Annotated in this window: 19 protein-coding genes and 4 pseudogenes; 13 read left to right on the top strand and 10 right to left on the bottom strand. The window is 72.6% G+C overall.

Going from position 1 to position 20,214, the window contains the following annotated elements:
• Positions 1–53: 53 nt before the first annotated feature.
• Positions 54–2,777: a sugar-binding domain-containing protein gene (locus ACFYTE_RS12570; protein WP_388708593.1), complete on the bottom strand. Its 2,724-nt coding sequence runs from the start codon at positions 2,775–2,777 to the stop codon at positions 54–56.
• Between the two features lie 257 nt (positions 2,778–3,034).
• Positions 3,035–3,475, bottom strand: coding sequence for an SPW repeat protein (locus tag ACFYTE_RS12565; RefSeq protein WP_388708592.1), 441 nt, complete (start codon positions 3,473–3,475; stop codon positions 3,035–3,037).
• 244 nt (positions 3,476–3,719) lie between these two features.
• Between ACFYTE_RS12565 and ACFYTE_RS12560 the strand changes: the two genes are divergently transcribed.
• From ACFYTE_RS12560 to ACFYTE_RS12550, 3 genes and pseudogenes are all read left to right on the top strand, one after another.
• Positions 3,720–3,803, top strand: a complete 84-nt coding sequence (locus ACFYTE_RS12560) for a putative leader peptide (RefSeq protein ID WP_388709111.1) — start codon at positions 3,720–3,722, stop codon at positions 3,801–3,803.
• A 247-nt stretch (positions 3,804–4,050) separates the two neighbouring features.
• Entirely contained in the window at positions 4,051–4,605 is a 555-nt protein-coding gene (gene ssuE, locus ACFYTE_RS12555) for an NADPH-dependent FMN reductase (protein ID WP_388708589.1), read from the top strand.
• A gap of 53 nt (positions 4,606–4,658) precedes the next feature.
• Positions 4,659–5,212, top strand: a pseudogene (locus ACFYTE_RS12550) (acyl-CoA dehydrogenase family protein); the annotation flags it as partial.
• A gap of 93 nt (positions 5,213–5,305) precedes the next feature.
• On the opposite strand, the gene ACFYTE_RS12545 reads toward ACFYTE_RS12550, so the two are convergent.
• Positions 5,306–6,346 (bottom strand): acyl-CoA dehydrogenase family protein, encoded by a 1,041-nt coding sequence (locus ACFYTE_RS12545; protein WP_388708586.1) that lies wholly within the window; start codon positions 6,344–6,346, stop codon positions 5,306–5,308.
• Between the two features lie 273 nt (positions 6,347–6,619).
• Here ACFYTE_RS12545 and ACFYTE_RS12540 point away from each other — a divergent pair, with 273 nt between their 5' ends.
• Both ACFYTE_RS12540 and ACFYTE_RS12535 read left to right on the top strand, forming a co-directional pair.
• Positions 6,620–7,330, top strand: a complete 711-nt coding sequence (locus ACFYTE_RS12540; protein WP_388708583.1) for a chitinase — start codon at positions 6,620–6,622, stop codon at positions 7,328–7,330.
• Between the two features lie 117 nt (positions 7,331–7,447).
• Positions 7,448–7,696, top strand: a pseudogene (locus tag ACFYTE_RS12535) (aldo/keto reductase); the annotation flags it as partial.
• 222 nt (positions 7,697–7,918) lie between these two features.
• On the opposite strand, the pseudogene ACFYTE_RS12530 reads toward ACFYTE_RS12535, so the two are convergent.
• Positions 7,919–8,053: pseudogene (locus ACFYTE_RS12530) on the bottom strand (IS200/IS605 family transposase); the annotation flags it as partial.
• 32 nt (positions 8,054–8,085) lie between these two features.
• On the opposite strand from ACFYTE_RS12530, the pseudogene ACFYTE_RS12525 reads away from it, so the two are divergent.
• The 4 genes and pseudogenes from ACFYTE_RS12525 to ACFYTE_RS12510 form a co-directional block, all read left to right on the top strand.
• Positions 8,086–9,327: pseudogene (locus ACFYTE_RS12525) on the top strand (RNA-guided endonuclease InsQ/TnpB family protein); the annotation flags it as partial.
• 79 nt (positions 9,328–9,406) lie between these two features.
• Complete coding sequence (locus ACFYTE_RS12520; protein ID WP_388708580.1) at positions 9,407–9,778, top strand: BlaI/MecI/CopY family transcriptional regulator; 372 nt, start codon at positions 9,407–9,409, stop codon at positions 9,776–9,778.
• Complete coding sequence (locus tag ACFYTE_RS12515) at positions 9,775–10,704, top strand: M48 family metalloprotease (protein ID WP_388708577.1); 930 nt, start codon at positions 9,775–9,777, stop codon at positions 10,702–10,704. The genes ACFYTE_RS12520 and ACFYTE_RS12515 overlap by 4 nt, the downstream gene beginning before the upstream one ends.
• A 117-nt stretch (positions 10,705–10,821) precedes the next feature.
• A complete protein-coding gene (locus tag ACFYTE_RS12510) occupies positions 10,822–11,262 on the top strand; it encodes a VOC family protein (protein ID WP_388708574.1) in 441 nt (146 codons plus the stop codon).
• 48 nt (positions 11,263–11,310) lie between these two features.
• Here ACFYTE_RS12510 and ACFYTE_RS12505 read toward each other — a convergent pair whose 3' ends face one another.
• Together ACFYTE_RS12505 and ACFYTE_RS12500 are read right to left on the bottom strand one after the other, a co-directional pair.
• Complete coding sequence (locus tag ACFYTE_RS12505) at positions 11,311–11,826, bottom strand: DinB family protein (RefSeq protein WP_388708572.1); 516 nt, start codon at positions 11,824–11,826, stop codon at positions 11,311–11,313.
• A 285-nt stretch (positions 11,827–12,111) separates the two neighbouring features.
• Complete coding sequence (locus ACFYTE_RS12500) at positions 12,112–13,026, bottom strand: LysR family transcriptional regulator (RefSeq protein ID WP_388708569.1); 915 nt, start codon at positions 13,024–13,026, stop codon at positions 12,112–12,114.
• A gap of 107 nt (positions 13,027–13,133) precedes the next feature.
• Between ACFYTE_RS12500 and ACFYTE_RS12495 the strand changes: the two genes are divergently transcribed.
• Positions 13,134–14,126: an aldo/keto reductase gene (locus ACFYTE_RS12495; RefSeq protein WP_388708566.1), complete on the top strand. Its 993-nt coding sequence runs from the start codon at positions 13,134–13,136 to the stop codon at positions 14,124–14,126.
• Positions 14,127–14,240: 114 nt separating this feature from the next.
• On the opposite strand, the gene ACFYTE_RS12490 is transcribed toward ACFYTE_RS12495, so the two are convergent.
• Entirely contained in the window at positions 14,241–14,624 is a 384-nt protein-coding gene (locus tag ACFYTE_RS12490) for a nuclear transport factor 2 family protein (protein WP_388708563.1), read from the bottom strand.
• Between the two features lie 314 nt (positions 14,625–14,938).
• Here ACFYTE_RS12490 and ACFYTE_RS12485 point away from each other — a divergent pair, with 314 nt between their 5' ends.
• Both ACFYTE_RS12485 and ACFYTE_RS12480 read left to right on the top strand, forming a co-directional pair.
• Positions 14,939–15,349, top strand: a complete 411-nt coding sequence (locus ACFYTE_RS12485) for a hypothetical protein (RefSeq protein WP_388708561.1) — start codon at positions 14,939–14,941, stop codon at positions 15,347–15,349.
• Positions 15,350–15,612: 263 nt separating this feature from the next.
• Positions 15,613–16,158, top strand: coding sequence for a hypothetical protein (locus ACFYTE_RS12480; protein ID WP_388708558.1), 546 nt, complete (start codon positions 15,613–15,615; stop codon positions 16,156–16,158).
• A gap of 43 nt (positions 16,159–16,201) precedes the next feature.
• On the opposite strand, the gene ACFYTE_RS12475 is transcribed toward ACFYTE_RS12480, so the two are convergent.
• A complete protein-coding gene (locus ACFYTE_RS12475) occupies positions 16,202–17,488 on the bottom strand; it encodes a streptophobe family protein (protein ID WP_388708556.1) in 1,287 nt (428 codons plus the stop codon).
• Positions 17,489–17,824: 336 nt separating this feature from the next.
• Between ACFYTE_RS12475 and ACFYTE_RS12470 the strand changes: the two genes are divergently transcribed.
• Positions 17,825–18,277: an ATP-binding protein gene (locus tag ACFYTE_RS12470; RefSeq protein WP_388708554.1), complete on the top strand. Its 453-nt coding sequence runs from the start codon at positions 17,825–17,827 to the stop codon at positions 18,275–18,277.
• Positions 18,278–18,320: 43 nt separating this feature from the next.
• On the opposite strand, the gene ACFYTE_RS12465 is transcribed toward ACFYTE_RS12470, so the two are convergent.
• Together ACFYTE_RS12465 and ACFYTE_RS12460 are read right to left on the bottom strand one after the other, a co-directional pair.
• Entirely contained in the window at positions 18,321–19,208 is an 888-nt protein-coding gene (locus tag ACFYTE_RS12465) for an RNA polymerase sigma factor SigF (protein ID WP_388708551.1), read from the bottom strand.
• A 198-nt stretch (positions 19,209–19,406) separates the two neighbouring features.
• Entirely contained in the window at positions 19,407–20,186 is a 780-nt protein-coding gene (locus ACFYTE_RS12460) for a class I SAM-dependent methyltransferase (RefSeq protein ID WP_388708548.1), read from the bottom strand.
• Positions 20,187–20,214: the final 28 nt, after the last annotated feature.

Below are 20,214 nucleotides of genomic sequence, written 5' to 3'. Positions count from 1 at the left end.
CCGCCGGACGCGCCCCGCGCCCTTCCTCGGGCGACACCGGGCCGCCCCCGCGATCAGTGCGCGGGCACGGTCCGTGCGGGCGTGTTCCAGCCCGAGACCCGCACCCGCGGCGCCGAGCCGCGCAGATCGGCCGTCCGGTAGACGGCGGTCAGCGTCGCCGTCTCGCCCGGCCACAGCGTGACCTGGTTGTCCGACCAGCGCACCGGCAGCACCGGCACGCCCGCGGCGTCGACGAGATGGACGTCCGTCAGCAGCGACGGCGTCCGCCCGCGGCCCGCGTTGCGCAGCGTCACCGTCGTGGTCGACGTGCCGCGCGCCGACACCGTGGCCGCCGTTGCCGCCACCGGGACCCGGGCCATCCGGCCGAGCCCGGTCAGATCGGCGTGGCTCGTGGTCGGCGTGTGGTACCAGTCGGTGCGGGCCCAGTCGAGGGTGTCGGGCCGGGTGGAGAGCCAGTAGACGTTGCGGCTCACCTCCCGGCCCGCCGCGTCGGTCAGGACCAGCCGGGCCAGATACGTCGGCGTCAGCTTGTTCACCGACGCGGGCAGGGTGAGCACCGAGGAGTGCGCCCCGCCGCCGGGTACACGCACCCCGGACACGGTCCGGTCGTACCTCGGGGTGCCGTCGGTGGTGAACAGCGTGGCTCGCGCGGTGAGCGGACCGGCCGTCGAGCGGCGGTTGTTGACGACGACCACCGAGCGGTCGTCGTACGAGTACTGGACGTGCAGCGGTTCGTTCGCCTTCTTCGCACCGAAGTAGGCGCCGCCCTGGTCGAGGTAACGGTCCGTCAGCTGCCAGTGCAGGGACGTCCAGCCGCTGTTGAACATCCAGTAGACCAGCCCGGTCGCGGGCTTCGAGGCGTCCGTGGCGGCCCGCCCGTACGCCTCGAACTGGGCCCGCACGTTCTCGTACTGCACGAGCTGCGCCTTGCGCACATAGTCGGCGAGGTCCCTCGGGGCGCCGTAGCGGCCGACGAGCGCGGCGTTGTGGATGCCGAGGGTGCCGAACGTCGCCGAGGGGGAGCGGTGGTACTGCCGGGCTCCGGGGTCCTTCCAGAGGGTGTCCAGCTCGGCGGGGGTCAGCATCCGGCGCAGGGTGTCGAGGGTGGGGATGTCCGGGCCCGCGCTGGTCTCGGAGTTGAAGCCGGTGGCCCCGCCCTCGCGCTTGGCGTACCAGTACGCCGGCGGCACCCAGTCGTAGGGCCCGGTCATCTTCATGCCCGAACGGCCCAGCCGTGGGGAGGACTTGTCGGAGGCGGCGGGCACCACCGGGGTCGGCCAGTCGGCGGCCGTCAGGGCGTCAAGGTAGTTCCGCTCGATCGTGGCGTCGGGCGCGAAGTCGCTGCCGATGAGGAAGGAGATCACGCTCGGGTGGTTGCGCAGCCGGGCGGCCTCGGCGGCCATCGACGCCTTGGCGACCGGGTAGTCGGCGGCGCTCCACCGCTCGCCCAGCTCGTCGCCGTTGACCTGCCCCTCCCACTTGTCGCAGCACTCCCAGCCGGGCAGTGTGAGGACACCGTGCCGGTCGGCGAGGACGAAGAACTCGTCGGGCTCGATGTGGCCTTCCAGACGGATGGTGTTCAGGCCCAGGTCGAGTGCGTACTTCAGGCGGTCCTCGGCGTAGGTGCGGTCCCAGCGCAGGAACTCGTCCGGTGACCAGCCGCCGCCCTTGATGAGCAGCCTGCGCCCGTTGATCCGGTACGCGCGGGCGCCGTCGGCGTTCAGGGGGGCCCGGACGTCGCGGATCCCGAAGGTCTCGTGCGCGGTGTCCGAGGCGGTGCCGGACACGGACACGGTCAGATCGAGGTCGTACAGGGGCTGACCGCCGAGACCGGCCGGCCACCACACCCGGGGTGAGGCCAGGTGCAGGCCGGGGACGTCCGCGGGGGTGAAGGCGACCGTCGTCGTCTCGTGCGCGGCGAGCGGTACGGTCCTGCGCAGGGCGATCCCGGCGACGCTGCCGGTGACCTCGGCGGTGACGGGCGCGTCGGAGTCGTTGCGGACCTGGGCCTCGGCGGTGAGGTCGGCGGTGGCCAGCGAGGGCACGTCCAGCCGGGTCAGCACATGGGCGTCGCGCAGCGCGACCGGGCCGCCGCGGCGCAGACGGACGTCGCGCACGATGCCCATGTTGGCGTCCGGCGGCGGCTGGAGCCAGTCCAGCCAGCCCATGGTGAGCTGCCGGGTCGGGTCGTTGGGCAGGACGCGGAAGGCGACCGTGTTGGTGCCGGTGCGCACCAGTGCGGTGAGGTCCAGCTCGTGCCGGGTGTAGGCGCCGGTGACATCCTTCGCCGCGGCCACCCGGTGCCCGTTCACATAGACGTCCGCCGCCGAGATCACGCCGCTGAAGTCGAGATAGGTGCGCCGGGAGGTGTCGGTGACCGTGAAGTCCGTGCGGTACCACCATGGGACGCGGAAGTCCGCCGCGGGGATCTTCCGCTGGTTGGTGGAGAAGAACGGGTCGGCGTACACGCCGGCGGCGAGCAGCGCGGCGAGCACGGTCGAGCGGGGGCCCGCGGGGTACCAGCCGGCCGCGTGATAGCCGGGGGAGGACACGGCCGCAGGGGAGTCGGCCACCTTCGCGGTCGACTGGATCGCGTAGCCGGCCAGCGGCGTGTCCGTGCCCGCCGCCGCCGGGACGCGGGTCAGCGGCGGAGGGTGCTGCGCCGCCGGGGACGCATCGTGGGGTCCGGCCCAGGCACCGGAGGCGAGCGGGCAGAGCAGGCCGAGGGCCACGGCGGAGGCGGCGAGGCGGTGCCGGGCGGCGGGGAGAGGGAACACGGCGTCTCCAGCCTCGCAAAGTTAGGAAACCTTACTAATTCGGCCAAGCTAGGTTCCGCCGCCGGGAGTGTCAATCACCGCACGGGCCGTGTCCGTCGCCCCGGGATACGCCGACAGCGTCAAGTCCCTGATCGAGACCGGCAGTCCGCTGCCTCAGGAGCCCTGGCTGGTGCCGGGCCGCTGAGCGGTCGGCGGTGCCGGTCCGGCCGCCCCGGACCGGCACCGCGTCCTCCCTTCCGAAGAGCGCTTCGGTGCCGCTACAGCTTGGGCTTGCTCCTGGCCGCCGTACCGGCGCAGATCAGCCCGAGGAACAAGGCCAGTGCGCCGATGACGACGTTGCTGGCCACGACGCCGGCGTCGGGGCTCGTGCCGACGATCCACGGCGCGATGATCATCCAGACACCCAGGGCGCACATGGCCCAGCTGAGCCCGTACATCCGCTCCGGTGCCCTGGTGAATCCCAGGGCCAGCAGCCCGATCGCGATGCCCATGATCAGGTTGTGGACCACGAGCGCGGGCTGGCTGGTCGTGTAGTGCAGGATCCACGGGGACGCCGCGCAGTACAGACCGAGCAGGAACACCGGTCCGTCCACGAGTGCCACATCGCGACCGCCGAGCATGCGGGCGTAGCGTTCCCGCATTTCGGAGACATCAGGGTGGCTCGTCAAGTCACCTCTGGTGCGCGAGACATCGGCCATGACTCGTCTCCTTCTTGACTTGCAGGCTGGACCGCGTCCTATGCGGTAAGAGCCGCTTATATGCATTCTGCTCTTATTTTACCTTTATGTGTAGTGGTCGGTCCCCTGTGGCCCGTGCGACTGTGCGTCAGATCCGCGCGGGAGAGAAGGCGGCGAGCCCGCAGTGCGGAAGCCCTGGTCCGCGATGCGAGACCGGTCGGGTATTCCTTGACTGCTCTCGCGGGCGGCTGTCACGATCGACGGCATGCAGATGCGACTGGACCTCACGCGGCGACGCCATGTCGACCTCGCGCGCGTCTCCAGCGCCTCCTGTCGCGCCGTGGCCTGATCCCCGTACCGATCCGCCGCACGTCTCCCGCACCGCACCGGACCCCCGGCGGTGCCGCGCCGGGCCCGTACCGCACGCCTGAATCTCCCGTGTCTCCCGCCCGCCGGACCGGCGTCCCTGACTCCCTTGCGCAAGGCCGGCCGCCGGGTCCTGGACGGCGAACTGCCGGAACCACCTGGTACTCCTGACCGCGCCCGCCCGGGGGCCCGTCCCGTGCGGGCGCCCCGGCCCCAGAAAGAGGGACCCCATGGCCACCGTCCTGTCCGTCTCCGGCAGCCCGTCCGCCTCCTCCCGCACCGGCCGTCTGCTGCGCCATCTCGACCAGCGGCTGATCGCCCACGGCCACGAGGTGATCCCGCTCGACGTCCGCACCCTCCCCGCCGAGGCCCTGCTCGGCGCCGACCTGCGCCACCCGGCCGTGGCCGCGGCCACCGGGCTGTTCGCCCGCGTCGACGGTGTCGTCGTCGGCACACCTGTCTACAAGGCCGCGTACTCCGGCGTCCTCAAGGCGTTCCTGGACCTGCTGCCGCAGTACGCGCTGGCCGGCAAGACCGTGCTGCCGCTCGCCACCGGCGGCACCACCGCCCACGTCCTGGCCATCGACTACGCGCTCCGCCCCGTCCTGACCTCCATGGGCGCCGACCATATAGTCCAGGGCTGGTTCACCCTCGACAAGGACATCACCGTGCACGAGGACGGCTCACTGACCGTGGCGCCGGCCGCCGCCGAGGCCCTGGGGCAGGCGGTCGACCGGTTCTCGGCCGCCCTCGGCCGCACCCCGCTGCTGGCCGCGGCGGGCTGAGCACGGTGACCGCCCATGTGATCGCCGACGATGCCGAGGCCGTCGCGGTCGCCATGTCGCCGGCCGACGAGTTCCGGCGCGCCGCCGCCACCCGCGACGCCGAACGCCGGTTCCCGCGGCGGGAGATGACCCGGTTCGCGCCTCCGGTCTGCTCACCGTGAACCGTGCCCGCCGAGCACGGCGGTGCCGATGTCCGCAGAAACCCGCGCGGAACCGTAGAAACCCGCGCGGAGGTCTTCCGGCTGCTCGGCTCGGCCGACGCCGCCCTCGCCCATCCTGCAGAGCCACTTCGCCTACGTGCAGGTGATCCACCGTCAGGGGGCCCGCGGACCAGCGCACGTTCTTCTTCGCCGAACTGCTCGCCGGTCGCCGCTTCGGCAACGTCCAGTCCGAGGCGGGCGCCCGGCACGTCCGGGACATCCGTACCCGGCTGCGGCCCCGGCCGGACGGCTCGTACGTCCTCGACGGCGTCAAGCACTACTGCACCGGCGCGCTGTTCGCCGACCGGATCCCGGTGCCGGCCCGCGCCGAGGACGACCGTCTGCACGTGGCGTACGTCCCCCGGGACGCGCCCGGTGTGACGGTGGCCGACGACTCGTCGGGCCTGTGACCGACTCGGAAGCCGGGACGGCGTATCCCGCTCGCGGGGGCGCTGCGCCACCGTGGAGACCGGTGCGGGCGGGTCGGCGGCGGGCTTCGGTCAGGGCGCTGCTGCGGTGAGGGCGTCCAGGTGGGCTCGGCGGGATTCCGCCGTCTGGCCCTGGACCAGGAGGAACAGGGCCTCGCGGGCGAGCCGTTGGGCGGGCGAGGCGAGCGACATGGCGCGCCCGCCGCCGGCGACGACCGCCGCGGTGGTGGCCGTGCGCAGCAGTTCGTACGCCTCGGCGCGCACCGCCAGCCGCTCCCTCGGGTCCCCGTGCGCAACGGGCCGGTCGGCGAGGGCGTAGGCCCGGCCGCGGACCTCGGACAGCCGGGCCAGCAGCGGCCCCGCGGTGCCGTCGTCCAGCAGGGCGAGCGCCGCCTCCGCGATACCGAACACCGCCGGACTGGTGTTCAGCGTCTTCGGCCGGTCGGTCGCCGCCCACCGCGAGTACGGCATCCGCAGCACCACCGCCTCCTCCGGCAGCCACAGACCCGTCAGCTCCAGCGACACCGTGCGGGAGGCGGTGAGCGCCGCCAGCCGCATCGGCGGTGCGGCCCGCAGCCCCGACTGCTCCCGCGCCTCGGCGAAGGCGAACAGCGCCTCGTCGGCGTCGGTCACCCCGGCCAGCAGCATGACGTCGTTGAGCCCCCAGCCGGTGTACCAGGGGACCGTGCCCGTGAACCGCCGGCCGCCCCGCTCCCGTGTCACCCGTACCGGGGTGCGCGGATGGGCCCGCAGATGGGCGTAGGCCACCCCGGACAGCAGCTCACCGCGGGAGAGCGGGCCCAACAGCCGCTCACGCACCGGACGTTCGCTCTTCGCCAGGGTGAGCACCGGCGTGTGGTGCTGGGTCTGCACGAACCACGTCGAACAGCACGCCCCGGCCAGGATCTCCGCGGTCCGCCGGACGACGGCCGCGGGTGCCGCCGAGCCGCCGTACGCCACCGGTGCGCCCACTCCGAGCAGGCCCGAGTCCTTGATCGCCTCGATGTGGCCCGCGGGCACGCCCTCCTGGTCGACGCGTTCCGCCGCGGGGGCGAGCAACTCGTCCGCGATACGGCGGGCGCGGGCGACGAGCGGATGCGCTGCGATGGTCATGCGGCGATTCTCCCGGTCGGGGGGAGCGAGGTGCCGATCCGGGGGTCTGCCGTTCGTGTAGGAGATGGCGACCCCGGGCGCCCGGCGAGACGTCGTGGCGCACCGCCTGCCCGGCGTCGGCCGGCCCCGGACGTGCTGCGCACCGGCGCTCGTTCGCGCTTGACTGGTCTACACCCTTGACTGGTACAGACCAACGCGGTTGAGTGTGCCCCAACCCCCCACCACGGCCGTGCCCCACCGGGTACGGCCGTGCTCCCGCAGAGGAGTTGACGCATGTTCAGGCGCCGTATCGCCGCACTGCTGGCCTCACTCACCCTCGGATGCGCCGCGCTGGTGTTCCAGTCGGCCCCCACCGCCTCCGCCGCCGGATTCGTGGTCAGCGAGGCGCAGTTCAACCAGATGTTCCCGAGCCGGAACCCGTTCTACACCTACAGCGGGCTGACCGCCGCGCTCGGCGCCTACCCCGGCTTCGCCACCACCGGTGGCGACACCGTCAAGAAGCAGGAGGCCGCGGCCTTCCTCGCCAACGTCAACCACGAGACCGGCGGCCTCGTCCACATCGTCGAGCAGAACACCGCCAACTACCCCCACTACTGCGACTGGAACCAGCCCTACGGCTGCCCCGCCGGCCAGGCCGCCTACTACGGCCGCGGCCCGATCCAGCTCAGCTGGAACTTCAACTACAAGGCCGCGGGCGACGCCCTCGGCATCGACCTGCTGAACAACCCCTGGCAGGTCGAGAACAACGCCTCCGTCGCCTGGAAGACCGGCCTGTGGTACTGGAACACCCAGTCAGGACCCGGCACCATGACCCCGCACAACGCCATGGTGGGCGGCGCCGGCTTCGGCCAGACCATCCGCTCCATCAACGGCTCCCTCGAATGCGACGGCCGCAACCCCGCCCAGGTCCAAAGCCGCGTCGACGCCTACCAGCGCTTCACCCAGATCCTCGGCGTCACACCCGGCGCCAACCTCTACTGCTGACACCGCGGGGCATGCGTCCCGCACCCCACCAAGGCGACAGGCCCGCACCCCCAGGCCCTGCTCGCCCGTGAACCGGCCGCACCCGCCCTGGGGCGGGTGCGGCCGGCAGCGCGCTCGGCCCCTACCCCGGACGACCTCGGCATCGTGACCAGGGCCGGCCCGTACCGCGGCCTGCACGGCGCATGGGGCACCGCGGCCCGGCCGGGCCGGCTGCGCGGCCACGTCCAGAAGAACCCGCGCAGGACCGTCCGCGACCACCTCGACGTGGTTGATCTGCGCCGGATGCGGCAGGACTCGATCGCCGAGCACGTCGACGCCCTCGCCGGGCTGCGGGAGGCGGGCCTGATCCGGCACCTCGGTCGCTCCTCGCCGTCCCGGTCGCCCTGCCTTTCATGATGGGCGTGCGGGCGCGGCCGTACGATGGTGATCCGCTTACCGGGACTCTTGCAGAAAGCCCTGGCGTTCACGCCGGGGATGAATGCATCTCAAGACTGCTCTGATGTGCATCTTGGAGCGGACGTTTTTGCTGCTCGATGTACTGGCGGACGATCGCCGACGGTGCTCCGCCGCATGATGCGGAGACATACGAGTCCGCATGATCTCTTCGCAGCGTGTCAGCATCTCGTCGCTGACGATTCCAGGGCGGTACTTCGTCACGGAGACCACGTGCCCATGCATCGCCGAGATGACGTGCCTGCCCCGCTTGTAGTCCGTTTTGCTCATCCATGCGATCAGTGGTGGATAGGGTCTTGGTCATGCAGCTCCGCTACAACTATCGGGCCTACCCGGATGCCGCCCAGCGCCGTGCGCTGGCGAGTGCGTTCGGGTGCGCCTGTGTGGTGTGGAACGACTGCCTGCGCGACCGGAGGGAAGCACACGCGGCAGGACTGCCGTACGTGACGTCGGCCGAGCTGTCCCGGCTTCGCATCACCCAGGCCAAGCGCACCGAGGAACGCGCCTGGCTCGCCGACGTGTCGGCGGTCGTCCTGCAACAGTCCCTGCGGGACCTTGATGCCGCCTACAAGAACTTCTTCGACTCGATCAAGGGCAAGCGGCAGGGCCGCAAGGTCGGCCCTCCCCGGTTCAAGTCGAAGAAGGACACCCGGCAGTCCATCCGTCTCAACACCAACGCCTTCTCCCTGAAGGGCGACGGCACGGTGTACGTGGCCAAGGTCGGCAACCTCAAGGTCACGTGGTCCCGCCGGCTTCCGGCCGCGCCCACGTCCCTGACCGTCACCAAAGACAGCTCCGGCCGGTACTTCCTCAGCTTCGTCGTGGACACCGAGCCGGACATCCTCCCCGGCCTTCAGACCGACGCCGGTCTCGACCTCGGCCTGTCCGCCTTCGCCGTCCTGTCCGACGGCAGCAAGATCGACAGCCCCCGCTTCCTGCGCCGGGCCGAGAAGAAGCTCAAGCGCCTTCAGCGGGAGCTGTCCCGCAAGGCCAAGGGATCGAAGAACCGGGCCAGGGCCCGCATCAAGGTCGCACGCCAGCACGCCAGGGTCGCCGACCGGCGCCGGGACTGGCACCACAAGGCATCCACACAGATCATTCGCGACAACCAAGCGGTGTACGTGGAAGACCTCGCGGTGTCCGGCCTCGGGCGCGGTCGGCTCGCCAAGTCCGTGTACGACGCGGGATGGTCCGCGTTCGTCGGCATGCTGGAGTACAAGGCAGTCAAGCACGGCCGCACCTTCGCCAAGGTGGACCGGGCCTTCCCGTCCTCCCAGGTCTGCTCCGCCTGCGGATTCCGGGACGGCCCCAAGCCCCTGCACGTCCGGCAGTGGACGTGCGGCGAGTGCCACACTGTGCACGACCGCGACCACAACGCAGCCCGCAACGTCCTCTTCGAAGGACGCCGTATCGTCGCCGCCGGGCGGGTGGAGACGCCAAACGCCTGTGGAGTGCCGGTAAGACGGGCACACGTGCCCGCACAGCGCGGTGAAGCAGGAAGCCCCCGGAAGGGTCAGACGACCCGCGCCGGAATCCCTGGACTTTTGGCCAGGGAGCACGTCAATGCAATCGTGTGGACGTTCCGCTGGACGGTGGGCGAAGACGGAGGTGAGGGGCGTTCCCATGGGCGACTCGAAGGACGAACGCCGGCCGGCCGGCGAGCTGGAAGCGAGCGTCATGGCCGCCCTGTGGGCCGCCGACGGGCCGCAGACGCCCGGTCAGGTGCAGCGGAGCCTCGGCGCGGACCTGGCCCGTACCACCGTCACGACGATCCTGTCCCGGCTGCACGAGAAGGGTGTCGTGGACCGGCACCGCCAGGGCCGCGGCTATGCGTACGTCCCGGTCCAGGACGCGCAGGGCCTCACCGCCCGCCGTATGCACACCGAACTCGACCGCGACAGCGACCGGGAGACGGTGCTGGCCCGCTTCGTCGCCCAGCTCAGCCCGGACGACGAACGCGTCCTGCGCGACCTGCTCGAACCCGGTGAGCGATGACCGCGGCGCTGCTGCTTCCGCTGCTGCTGCCGTTCGCCGTGCCGGCGCTGGCCCGCCGTGCCCTCGACCGGCTAGCGCCCGCCGCGGCGCTCTGGGCGATCACGGTCCCGACGGTCGTCCTCGCGGGCTGTTCCCTGGCCGCGCTCGGCGCGTTCGTCCTGACCGGACTGCTCAAACTGCCCCTCTTCGCCGCGCTCGGCGAGCTGGTCCACCCCCTGCGCACCGCCTCCGACCTCCTCGTCGTGCCGCTCGCCGCGACCTCCGTCGGCGTGCTCGCCGTGTGCGCGTGGACGCTGGTGCGCTCGGTACTGCGCCAACTGCGCGCCTTCCGGACCGCCCGCACCGAGGCCGCGCACGGTCCCGCCGCCGGCGACCTGTGCGTGGTCGACTCGCCGCGGCCGGACGCCTACGCGCTGCCCGGCAGACCGCATCGCATCGTCGTCACGACCGCCATGCTGCGTAGCCTGGACGCCGCCGAACGCGAGGCGCTGTTCGCCCACGAACGGGCGCACAACGCGGCCGGCCACCACTTCTTCCTCGCCGCCGCCGAACTCGCCGCACACTGCCACCCCGCGCTGCGCCCGGTCCGCGAGAGCATCAGGCTCGCGGCCGAACGGGCCGCCGACGAGGCCGCGGCCGGCGCCGTCGGCGACCGGCGGCTGACCGCCCGCGCCATCGCCCGAGCCGCCCTCGCCGGCCAGAACGCCCGCTCCGCCCGCCCGGACTTCGCGCCCGCCGCGACGACCGGCCCCGTGCCCCGGCGCGTCCAGGCCCTTCTGTCCGCGCCGCACGCCGCCCACCGGGCCGTCCCCTGGATCGCTGTCCTGCTGGCCGCCTGCGCCGCCGTCTCCTGCGTCGCCGCGGGGTCCGGAACGATCGACTTCCACCACCGGGTGGAGGTCGCCCAGGGCGAGGAGAGCCGCTGACCCGAACCCGGCCCGGACAGCGCCGGTCGCCCTGTCCGAGCGGCTGCCGAAGGTGACTGGCGCCCCTCGCGTTTTACGTATAACCTCGGCCACCGTCCACCCCACCGAGAGGCCCCGATGAGACATATCGCCCTGGTCACCCTCGTCGTCGACGACTACGACGAGGCGATCGGCTTCTACACCCGGGCCCTCGGTTTCCGGCTCGTCGAGGACACCCCCCGGCCCGACGGCTCCCGCTGGGTCGTCGTCGCGCCGGGTCCGGAGCAGCACGGCACCGGCCTGCTGCTGGCCCGGGCGAAGGACGCGGAGCAGCGCGCCCGGATCGGTGACCAGACCGGCGGCCGGGTCGGCTTCTTCCTGCACACCGACGACTTCGCCCGCGACCACGCCCGGATGCGCGCGGGCGGCGTGACCTTCCTGGAGGAGCCGCGCAACGAGCCGTACGGCACCGTCGCCGTCTTCCAGGACCGGTACGGCAACCGCTGGGACCTGCTCCAGCCCGCCGTCCGGTCCCGCCCGCCGGTGCCGCACCACCGGCCCGAGGACACCTCCGCATGACCGCGGCCCGCGTCGGCACAGACACCAGGAGGACGTCGTCCTGCCGGGTTACGTCGCGGCGCTGCGCAGCAGCCCCCGCACATAGGCGGCCTGCCCGACGTGCTGGAGGTCGTCGGACAGGACGCTGACCAGCCGGACGCCCAGGGTGACCGGCGGGTCCCAGCGCTCGTCCACGATCCGTTCGAGGTCCTTGGCGGGCAGTTCGCGCAGCACCCCGAGGGTCTGCTCGTGCACCGCGTCGTAGTACCCGGTCAGCAGGCCGGCCGCGTCGACCCGTACCTTGGCGGCCTTCGCCGCGCTGTGGCCGTAGCCCGTGTCATGGCGCGGCAGGCCCAGGCCGAAACGCTTCTCCCAGCCCTGGGCCGGCCACACCTGGTCGAGGTCGAAGGCGTCGGCGACATGGTCGTCCTGGACCCGGGTGAGGTGCCAGACCAGCCAGGCGACCGAGTTGGCGTCGGGGGCCGGGCGGGCGTTCAGTTCGTCCGGCCCGAGGCCGTCGAGGGCGGCATGGACTTCTTCTTGGATGCGGCCGTAGCCGTCGATGAGGATGTCCCTGGCATGCATACGTCCACCATCGCGCATCGCCCACCGTCATGCGTCCGGAATCCGGCTTCCAAAGCGGCCCGGCGCCGCGCGGCCGGGTGGCGGTCCGTTCCTGCCGGAGCGCGAGCGCCTTGCCCCGGCACGGGACGACGCGCGTGTCGCACGGCAAGTGGTCCGGCGGCACCGGGCCCGGGCAGGACGCGCCGAGCCGCTTCGTCCGACGGGGCCCCGGTTCCCGGCGCCGTCCGAGGGTCCGTCGGCGTCCGGTCTCCGTGCGGAGCGGATACGACTCTGCGGCCGGCGCGGTCAGCAGGGGTGGGCTTCGTCCTGGTGTGGTACCGGGCTCCCTGTCTCCAGCAGGGTCATCAGGGCCCGGGCCGCGGGGCTGGTGGCCCGCTCGGACGGCAGCAGCGCGACCGTCTCGTACTCCGCCTCGCCGGTGCCCTTCAGCGGCAGCGCCGTGAGCGCGGAACGCTTGTGGCGGAAGTGACGGGGCACGGCGGCGATCCCCAGGTTCTCGTCGACCAGGTCAAGGAGGCTGTGCACGTCGTTGACCTCCAGCGACACCGTACGGCGGACCCCGGCCGCGGCGAACACCCGGTCGGTGGTGCGACGCGGCCCCCAGTCCGGGTGGAAGTCGACGAAGACCTCGCCGCCGACGTCGGCCGGGACCAGCACCGCCCCGGCCGTGGCCAGCCGGTGGCTGGGATGGCACAGCACGGTCATCGGCTCGCTGGTCAGCGCCACCGAGCGCAACTGGTCCGTGTCGTCCTGGGTGCGGTAGGCGAAGGCCAGGTCGAGCCGGCCGGCCGCGACGTCCTCGGCCAGCGCGCCGGAGCCCGCCTGCCGCAGCAGGATCTCCACGTCCGGGTGGCGCCGCCGGAACGCGGCCAGCAGCGCCGCCACATGCACCCCGGCGATGCACTGCTCGGTGCCCAGCGCCAGCGTCCCGCGCAGTACGCCCTGCACGGCGGCGACCGCCTCGTGCGCGGCCCGCACCTGGGCGAGGATCCGTTCCGCCTCGGCCAGCAGCGCGCGCCCGGCCTCGGTCAGCGTCACCCGGCGGGTGGTGCGCACGAACAGCGGCGCCCGCAGTTCGCGCTCCAGCGCCCGGACCGACGCCGAAAGACCCGACTGGGAGACCATCAGCCGCTCCGCGGCCCGGGTGAAGTGCTGGTCCTCGGCGACCGCGACGAAGTGCTGGAGGTGACGCAGTTCCATGATTGAGAAGCCTAATCGCTGAATTCCATCGGATTCGCCTGTTGGACCGCTGCCCGCGGGCCGGGCAAGAGTGGGACCGATCGTGTGCCAACCCCTCTGGAGTCGCGTTGTACACCGCACACCCCGACCGCTACGCCGACATGCCCCACCGGCGCACCGGACGCAGCGGCCTGAAGCTCCCCGCCCTGTCCCTCGGCCTGTGGCACAACTTCGGCCCCGACCGTCCGGCACAGACCCAGCGCGCCATCCTGCGCCGCGCCTTCGACCTCGGCGTCACCCACTTCGACCTGGCGAACAACTACGGTCCGCCGGCCGGCGCCGCCGAGTCAGCCCTCGGGGAGGCGCTGGCGGCGGATTTCAGGCCGTACCGCGACGAACTCGTCATCTCCACCAAGGCCGGCTATCTGATGTGGCCCGGTCCGTACGGCGAGTGGGGCTCGCGCAAGTACCTGCTCTCCTCGCTCGACCAGAGCCTTGCGCGGATGGGCCTGGAGTACGTCGACATCTTCTACTCGCACCGCTTCGACCCCAAGACTCCCCTGGAGGAGACGATGGGCGCGCTGCACTCCGCGGTCCAGCAGGGCAAGGCCCTGTACGTGGGCGTCTCCAACTACTCGGCCGAGCAGACCCGTGAGGCCGCCCGCATCCTGGGCGAGCTGGGCACCCCGCTGCTCATCCACCAGCCGCGGTACTCGATGCTCGACCGCCGCCCCGAGGACGAGGGACTGCTGGACGCCCTGGACGAGCTGGAGGTCGGCTCGATCGTCTACTCCCCGCTGGAGCAGGGCCTGCTCACCGCCCGTTACCTCGACGGCATCCCGGAAGGCTCACGGGCGGCCGGCGACAGTCCCTTCCTGACGGCCGAGTCGGTGACCGGGGAACTGGTCGGCAAGCTGCGCGCCCTGGACGAGATCGCCAAGGGCCGCGGCCAGACCCTGGCCCAGCTCGCCCTCGCCTGGGTGCTGCGCGGCGGCCGGGTGACCTCCGCGCTCGTCGGTGCGAGCAGCCCGCAGCAGATCGAGGACAGCGTCGCGACCGTCCGCAACCTGGACTTCGACGCGGACGAACTGGCCCGGATCGACGCGATCGTCACCGCGTAGGGATCCCCCGAAGCCGGCGCCCGCCCCCGTGCGGCGCCGGCCGGGCCGACGGCTCCCGCGCGCGACGAGCCGTCGCGTGGAGCCGTCGTACGGGTCCGTCCGGCGGGCGGGCCGTCAGGCCCCGGCGGGCACCCGGTCAAGGAAGCCCAGGACCCGGATGATCCGGCCCTCCTCGTCCAGGGTGACCACGTCGGAGCCGGACACCGGGGCCGAGCCGTCCGCCTCGTTCACCAGTTCCCAGGAGAACCGCGCGGTGTCGTGGTGTCCGTCCACGGCGCCCAGCGGGCGGAAGACGAAACCGGGGAACTGCCCCTGCGCCGCCGCGATCACGGCCGCGATCTGCTCGTGCCCCCGGACGTCGGCGAGGGGATCGGTGTAGCCGCCCTGCACGGCCCAGGCCGCGGCGACCGCCTTGGCGCGGGCCTCGGGCTCGGTGGCGTTCCATGCCTCGAAGTAGCGAGCGGCGGCGCCGCGGTGACCTTCGGTGTTCACGGACATGGCGAATCAGCCTCCATCGAGGTCGTCCCTGCTGGTCGGGAGCCGGATCGCCGGTGTGCCGATCCGGTGTGACCACCCTGCCCGTCGCCGTGGGCCGGGTCGATTACCTCTCAGGTCATGACGACGGCCCCGCATCAGGGATCGCATTCAGGCCATGCGAGAGCCCGAACATGCCAGGAGAGTGGCCGGAAAGCCATGGTGACAGTGTTTCAGTAGTGAAGATACTCGAACGTCAGGGGCACTTCACCGCATGCGGGCCGCACGGAAGGCGAGGACCAGCCGGCACGGACCAGCGAGGCGACGGGGGAGTGAGCGTGCACGACGAATTCCTGTGCCATGTCACGGCGTACGGGATGTGCGACGGTCAGCGCATCGGCGTACCGCTGGGCACCTACCGTGCGCCCACCCTGGCCCTCGCCCTGTGGTGGCTGCGGGACCGGGCCTCCTGGATCGCCGAACGCCTCGATCCGCGCCCCGAGAACCCCCATGTGCCGCCCGGCGCGCTCGTCCCGGTGGCGGACAGTGTGCCCGACGTGCCGGGACTGCTTCGCGCCTGGTGTGCCGACGACGTCCAACAGGAGCTGGTGGCGGACGAGTTGGCGGGCGGACGGCTGGTGCGGATCGCCACCGGCGACGACACCACGGAGTACGAACTGCTCGCCGAGTCCGTCGACGCCCTGCGGATGCAGCGCACCGTCCCGGGGCTCGTCCTGCCCGTCGCCTGACATGCCGCGGCGGCCGTCCGGAACCGGCCCGTCCGCGCCCCGACCGAGCGGCACACATATGGGTGAATCGGTAGAATTCCCGGCATGGTGGAGCGGCTGGTCGCCCCTTCGGCGCCCGGACCGGTCCCGGAGACCGACCCGGGCCCCCTGCCGAGGTGTGCGCGCGTACCGCGGAACCGGGGACGCCGGCGCCGGACGGGTCCCCGGTTCCGCGACCGCGCGACGGCCCGGGACCGTCGTGGCACGGAAGCGGGCGGTGCGCGATGACCGGCCCAGGCTTCAGGCCCACCCATGTCGCCCCCCGGTCCGGGCTCCCCGCCTGGGAGACGCCCGACCCCACCCGGCCCACGGTGCTCCTCGACCCGCTGCTGCCGGTCCAGCTCGTCGAACGGCGCGGCGACTGGGCGCACATCCGGTGCGCCAACGACTGGATCGCCTGGGTCGACGGCCGTCATCTCCTCGCCCTCCCGCAGGATCCGCCCGACGAGGGCGGCCCGCCCGGCGACACGGCCGATCCGCGCCCGCTGCTCACCCGCGCCGAACGGGCCCTCGCCGACTACCGGGCGGCCGTCGCGGACCTCGCCGGCGGCGCCCTGGACGGCGAGGCCTTCCGCGAACGCACCCGCGGCCTGCGGATCGGGGTGGTGATCGACGGGGAGTCGATGTGGCTGTACGACGCCGGCCAGGGCCGGTGGCTGTACGCCGACGGCAGACGGCTGAGCACCTACGCCACCGACCGCGAGCACCCGGACCACCCGCCGGCCGGCCATGACCCGTCCGGCGCCGTGGCACCGGACGGCGACCCATGAGACACCCGGGGCCGGCCACGGACCCGCGCCCGGCCGGCCCGGGTCACCGCGTTCGCGTACCGCGCCCACGCCCGGTCCCGGCCCGCCGCCGCACCGGCAGCGCCAGCAATGAACCGAGGAACCCGGCGACAAGCCCCCACAGCGCCGCGATGCCCACCGCCGGCCCCAGCTCGGGCCGCAGCAGCAGCTCTCCGGACAGCCCGCCGCCCAGATCGCCGATGCCCAGCACCGACAGGCCGTAGTGCGCCGAGATCCGGCCGACGAGACCGGTCATCAACGCCGCGGCGGCGAGCGCCACGGCGAAGGACAGCGCGTGCCGCCGCGGCGGGGCGCCGACCGGTGACCGCACCGCCGTCACGAACGCGGCGGCCGGCACCAGCACGACGGCCGCGACCAGCAGCCACCACGCCCTGCCGTCGTGCTCGGTGAGCGTGCGCAGGTTCAGCGTGGAGACGTCGGGGGTGCGCAGCACCTCGTCCAGGACGTGCGGCAGGGGCAGCCCGAACGGGCCGTCCACCCGGCCGTGCCAGGTGGCACCCAGACCGAGGGTCAGCGCGAGCCAGGCCAGGTTCGGAAGACCCAGCAGGAGCACCGCGAAGGTCTGCGCGGCGTGCCCGCGCGTGGCCGCCGTCACCAACGCGGCCAGCGCACCCAGCACGACGTACGCGAGCAGCAGCGCGACGGCGGCGGACGCGGCGGGGCGCGCCGCTTCCTGGAACCGCGCCGGCCGGCCGGGCAGCGGCGGCGCGCGCGACACCAGCAGCGCCAGCAGCAGCACACCGGCCAGCCACAGCAGACCGAACAGCACCGTCAGCGGCACGTTCGTGGTGAACCCGAGCGTCGGCGCCACGCCGAGCAGGCCGGTGAGGTCGCTGAGCGTGCCGTTGCGGACGTCGACGGCGAAGGTGTGTCGGGCGGCCAGGGCCAGACCGATCAGCGCGAGCAGCCACAGCACCGCGATCCGGGCGGCCCACCCGGCCAGCTGCCCGGCGCCGGTGACCGCCCGGTGCCGCAGCGGACGCAGGAACGCCCAGGCGATCACGAGCACCCCGGTCAGGGTGACCGACAGCGGGAGCACCGCAAGCCCCGCCCGCGTCTGCGCGAACACCCCGGCGTTCCCGGACAGCTCGATGCTGCCGCCGACCGCCGTCACCACGGTCGCCACGACGACCCGGGCGAACGCGCCGTCCGGAAGCCGTGCGGCCCCGGCCGCCCACAGGCCGAGCGCCGCCATCCCCAGCATGGTGGCAAGCGCCGCCAGCACCGCGGCCACGGCCTGGACCCAGCCGTGGCGGCTCACGGCCCGGTCGGCGACGGTTGTGGAGCGCACGCTGCCACGCTAAGCAGCCTCCGGGCCGGCCGCCCGCTCGGTGGTCCGTCCGCGGGGTGCGCCGTCCGGGCCGCGGGGTGTGCCGTCCGGGCCGCGGTCGCGGGCCACCGCCCGCCCGGCCCTCGGCGGCGGCCCCGCCGAACGGGCCTGCGCCGGGGTTCGCCGGTGGGCCCGGTCCGCCGCCCCCGGACCGGATACCCTCCAGGTGTCCCTCGGTGCCGTCATGATCTCCGCTGTGCGCGGTGGGCGAACGCGCGACGGGACTGCGGGGTCCCGCTCGGGGTACGAGCACTGAAGCAGCAGTGACCGGCCAGATCGGCCTCCGAGAGAGACAAGATGTACGAGCACCTGGACGGGGCAGTGATATCGACTGGTTTCGATGTGCCCGTGGAACCGCTTCGGCGGGCGGCGCACTACACCGGCGAGCCGGGATGCATCGCAGCGGCACGGTCCTTCGCCGCGCTCTTCCTCCAACAGCTCAGGACCGCCTGGCGGGCCACCATCGACGACCGTACCGACGGGGAACTGCTCCTGGTGGTCAGCGAGTTGGTCACCAACGCCGACCGGCACAGCAACGGCCCGTACATCCTGGAGCTGGAGGGCACCGACGCGGCGGTCACGGTCTCCGTCTACGACAGCAGCGTGGCACTGCCCCGGCGCTACCCGCGTGACCCAGAACGCGTCGGACGGCACGGCCTGGAGATCGTGCACGCCCTGGCCGCCGAGGTGACCGCCGAGCGCGTACCCGTCGGCAAACGGGTACGCGCCCTGCTCACCCTGGCCCGCTGAGGCCACCGATCCGCCCGGCCGGGGCGCGGCGCCGATCCCGGCCTCAGGCGTAGCCGAGTTCGCCCAGCATGCCCCGGCGCAGCCGGGCGATGACCCGCTTGATCAGACGTGAGACATGCATCTGCGAGCAACCGAGCCGCTCGCCGATCTCCGCCTGGGTGGCCTCCTCCACGAACCGCAGATGCAGGATCTGCCGGTCGCGCTCGCCGAGGTCCTCGATCAGCGGGGCCAGGGACTGGAAGTCCTCGACCAGCCGCAGCCCCTCCTCCTCGATGCCGATGAAGTCGGCGAGGACCGCCTCGCCGTCCTCCGGGCCGTCACCGGTGAGCGCCGCGTCCAGAGACGCGGAGTTGTACCCGTTGGCGGCCAGTTGACCCTCGACCACCTCGTCCTCGGAGATGTCCATCAGCGCGGCCAGCTCCGCGGCCGTCGGATCGCGGTCCAGCCGGCTGGACAACTCCTCACGGGCCTTGGCGAGTTCGACACGCAACTCCTGAAGCCGCCGCGGCACATGCACCGCCCAGGTGGTGTCGCGGAAGAACCGCTTGATCTCGCCGACGATGTACGGCACCGCGAACGAGGTGAACTCCACCTCACGGGACAGTTCGAACCGGTCGATCGCCTTGATCAGACCGATCATCCCGGTCTGGACGATGTCCTCCATGTCGTCGCCGCGGCCCCGGAACCGGCCGGCCGCGAACCGCACCAGCGACATGTTCATCTCGATGAGCGTGTTGCGCGCGTACTGGTACTCCGGCGTGCCCTCCTCCAGCTCTGTCAGTCGCTGGAAGAACTGGCGTGACAGTTCCCGCGCGTCACGCGGCGCTACCGACTTCGGATCCTCGATCCCCGGCAGTGGCTGCTCGCCCGCTCCGTCCTCGGCGGTCTTCTCGACGACGACTGCTTCCGACCGGATCCCGGCGGTGTCCATTGCCCTCTCCCCACGAACGTCCCGTGCGTTGTCCGGATCCGCGGCGCGGGTGCCGCGACCGCGGTCCAAGTGCCCTGTCGTGCCGGCTCCGGTACCCGTGAACCGGCACGCCATTCCTCGTTCGCGGTTCGCCTACCCGAGGCTCATCGGGGCATGCGCCCCGTGCGACGGCGTGGCGCGAAATGGGTGCCGCGGGACTCAGTCCGTCCGGCGGCGCGTCGTGATCAGCTCGTGCAGATACCGCTTGGTGATGCTGCCGCCGTACCGTGTGTCGATCAACTCGCGGATGCAGGACAGCAGTCCACGCCGGCCGGCCCCCTCCATCGCCCGGTGGTTGGAGTAGGTGAGCAGGAGGTCGACGTAGGCGTCGGACGTATATGTGATCTCCTGCGGATGCCCGGTCACCGTGACGTCGCCGAAGTCCGGTGAATCGGTCAACTCACGGTTGTCCGTGGCCGTTTCGGACTCCGGGACGAGCCGCAGACCCGGCCGGGTGGCCGGGTCCCAGCGCTCGTAGCACCGCTGCGCCCGCTCGAAGAACTCCTCGGTGCCGCCCGCGACATGGTGGGTCGTGACCAGGGCGAGACACCCGCCGGGGCGCAGCGCCCGAGCCGCCTTCACCACGCGCAGCGCCGGGTCGATCCAGTGGAACGCGGTCGCGCACACCACCGCGTCGAACGGCTCGGCCGGCAGCTCCCACCGCTCGAAATCGGCCACCACGACCTTCGCCGTCGGGTGGGCCCGCAGCCGTCGCCGGGCGACGGCTGCGAGCGCCGGGCCCAGTTCCACGGCGGTGATCCGGCAGCCCGCCTCGGCCAGGTCGACGGTGAGCTTGCCCGTCCCCGGGCCGATCTCCAGCACCCGGCTGCCCGAGCCGATGCCCGCCTGCCGGCCGAGGGCCGCCACCAGCGACCGCGGATAGCGGGGCCGCGCCCGCTCATACAGCTCGGCGGCCTCGTCGAACGTGTCTCGCAGCACGGTCCCCGGACCCCTTTCCGCCCACGAT

Source organism: Streptomyces sp. NPDC004629, from assembly GCF_042873595.1.
In the GTDB taxonomy this organism is placed as follows: Bacteria; Actinomycetota; Actinomycetes; order Streptomycetales; family Streptomycetaceae; genus Streptomyces.
This window is presented reverse-complemented; position numbering and strand designations above follow the sequence as displayed.

Coding starts and splice junctions, on each gene's coding strand:
- ACFYTE_RS12565 (WP_388708592.1), bottom strand. CDS start 3,475: ATGGCCGATGTCTCGCGCACCAGAGGTGACTTGACGAGCCACCCTGAT.
- ACFYTE_RS12490 (WP_388708563.1), bottom strand. CDS start 14,624: ATGTCCGTGAACACCGAAGGTCACCGCGGCGCCGCCGCTCGCTACTTC.
- ACFYTE_RS12470 (WP_388708554.1), top strand. CDS start 17,825: ATGTACGAGCACCTGGACGGGGCAGTGATATCGACTGGTTTCGATGTG.
- ACFYTE_RS12510 (WP_388708574.1), top strand. CDS start 10,822: ATGAGACATATCGCCCTGGTCACCCTCGTCGTCGACGACTACGACGAG.
- ACFYTE_RS12515 (WP_388708577.1), top strand. CDS start 9,775: ATGACCGCGGCGCTGCTGCTTCCGCTGCTGCTGCCGTTCGCCGTGCCG.
- ACFYTE_RS12500 (WP_388708569.1), bottom strand. CDS start 13,026: ATGGAACTGCGTCACCTCCAGCACTTCGTCGCGGTCGCCGAGGACCAG.
- ACFYTE_RS12520 (WP_388708580.1), top strand. CDS start 9,407: ATGGGCGACTCGAAGGACGAACGCCGGCCGGCCGGCGAGCTGGAAGCG.
- ACFYTE_RS12560 (WP_388709111.1), top strand. CDS start 3,720: ATGCAGATGCGACTGGACCTCACGCGGCGACGCCATGTCGACCTCGCG.
- ACFYTE_RS12465 (WP_388708551.1), bottom strand. CDS start 19,208: ATGGACACCGCCGGGATCCGGTCGGAAGCAGTCGTCGTCGAGAAGACC.
- ACFYTE_RS12480 (WP_388708558.1), top strand. CDS start 15,613: ATGACCGGCCCAGGCTTCAGGCCCACCCATGTCGCCCCCCGGTCCGGG.
- ACFYTE_RS12505 (WP_388708572.1), bottom strand. CDS start 11,826: ATGCATGCCAGGGACATCCTCATCGACGGCTACGGCCGCATCCAAGAA.
- ACFYTE_RS12545 (WP_388708586.1), bottom strand. CDS start 6,346: ATGACCATCGCAGCGCATCCGCTCGTCGCCCGCGCCCGCCGTATCGCG.
- ACFYTE_RS12540 (WP_388708583.1), top strand. CDS start 6,620: ATGTTCAGGCGCCGTATCGCCGCACTGCTGGCCTCACTCACCCTCGGA.
- ssuE (WP_388708589.1), top strand. CDS start 4,051: ATGGCCACCGTCCTGTCCGTCTCCGGCAGCCCGTCCGCCTCCTCCCGC.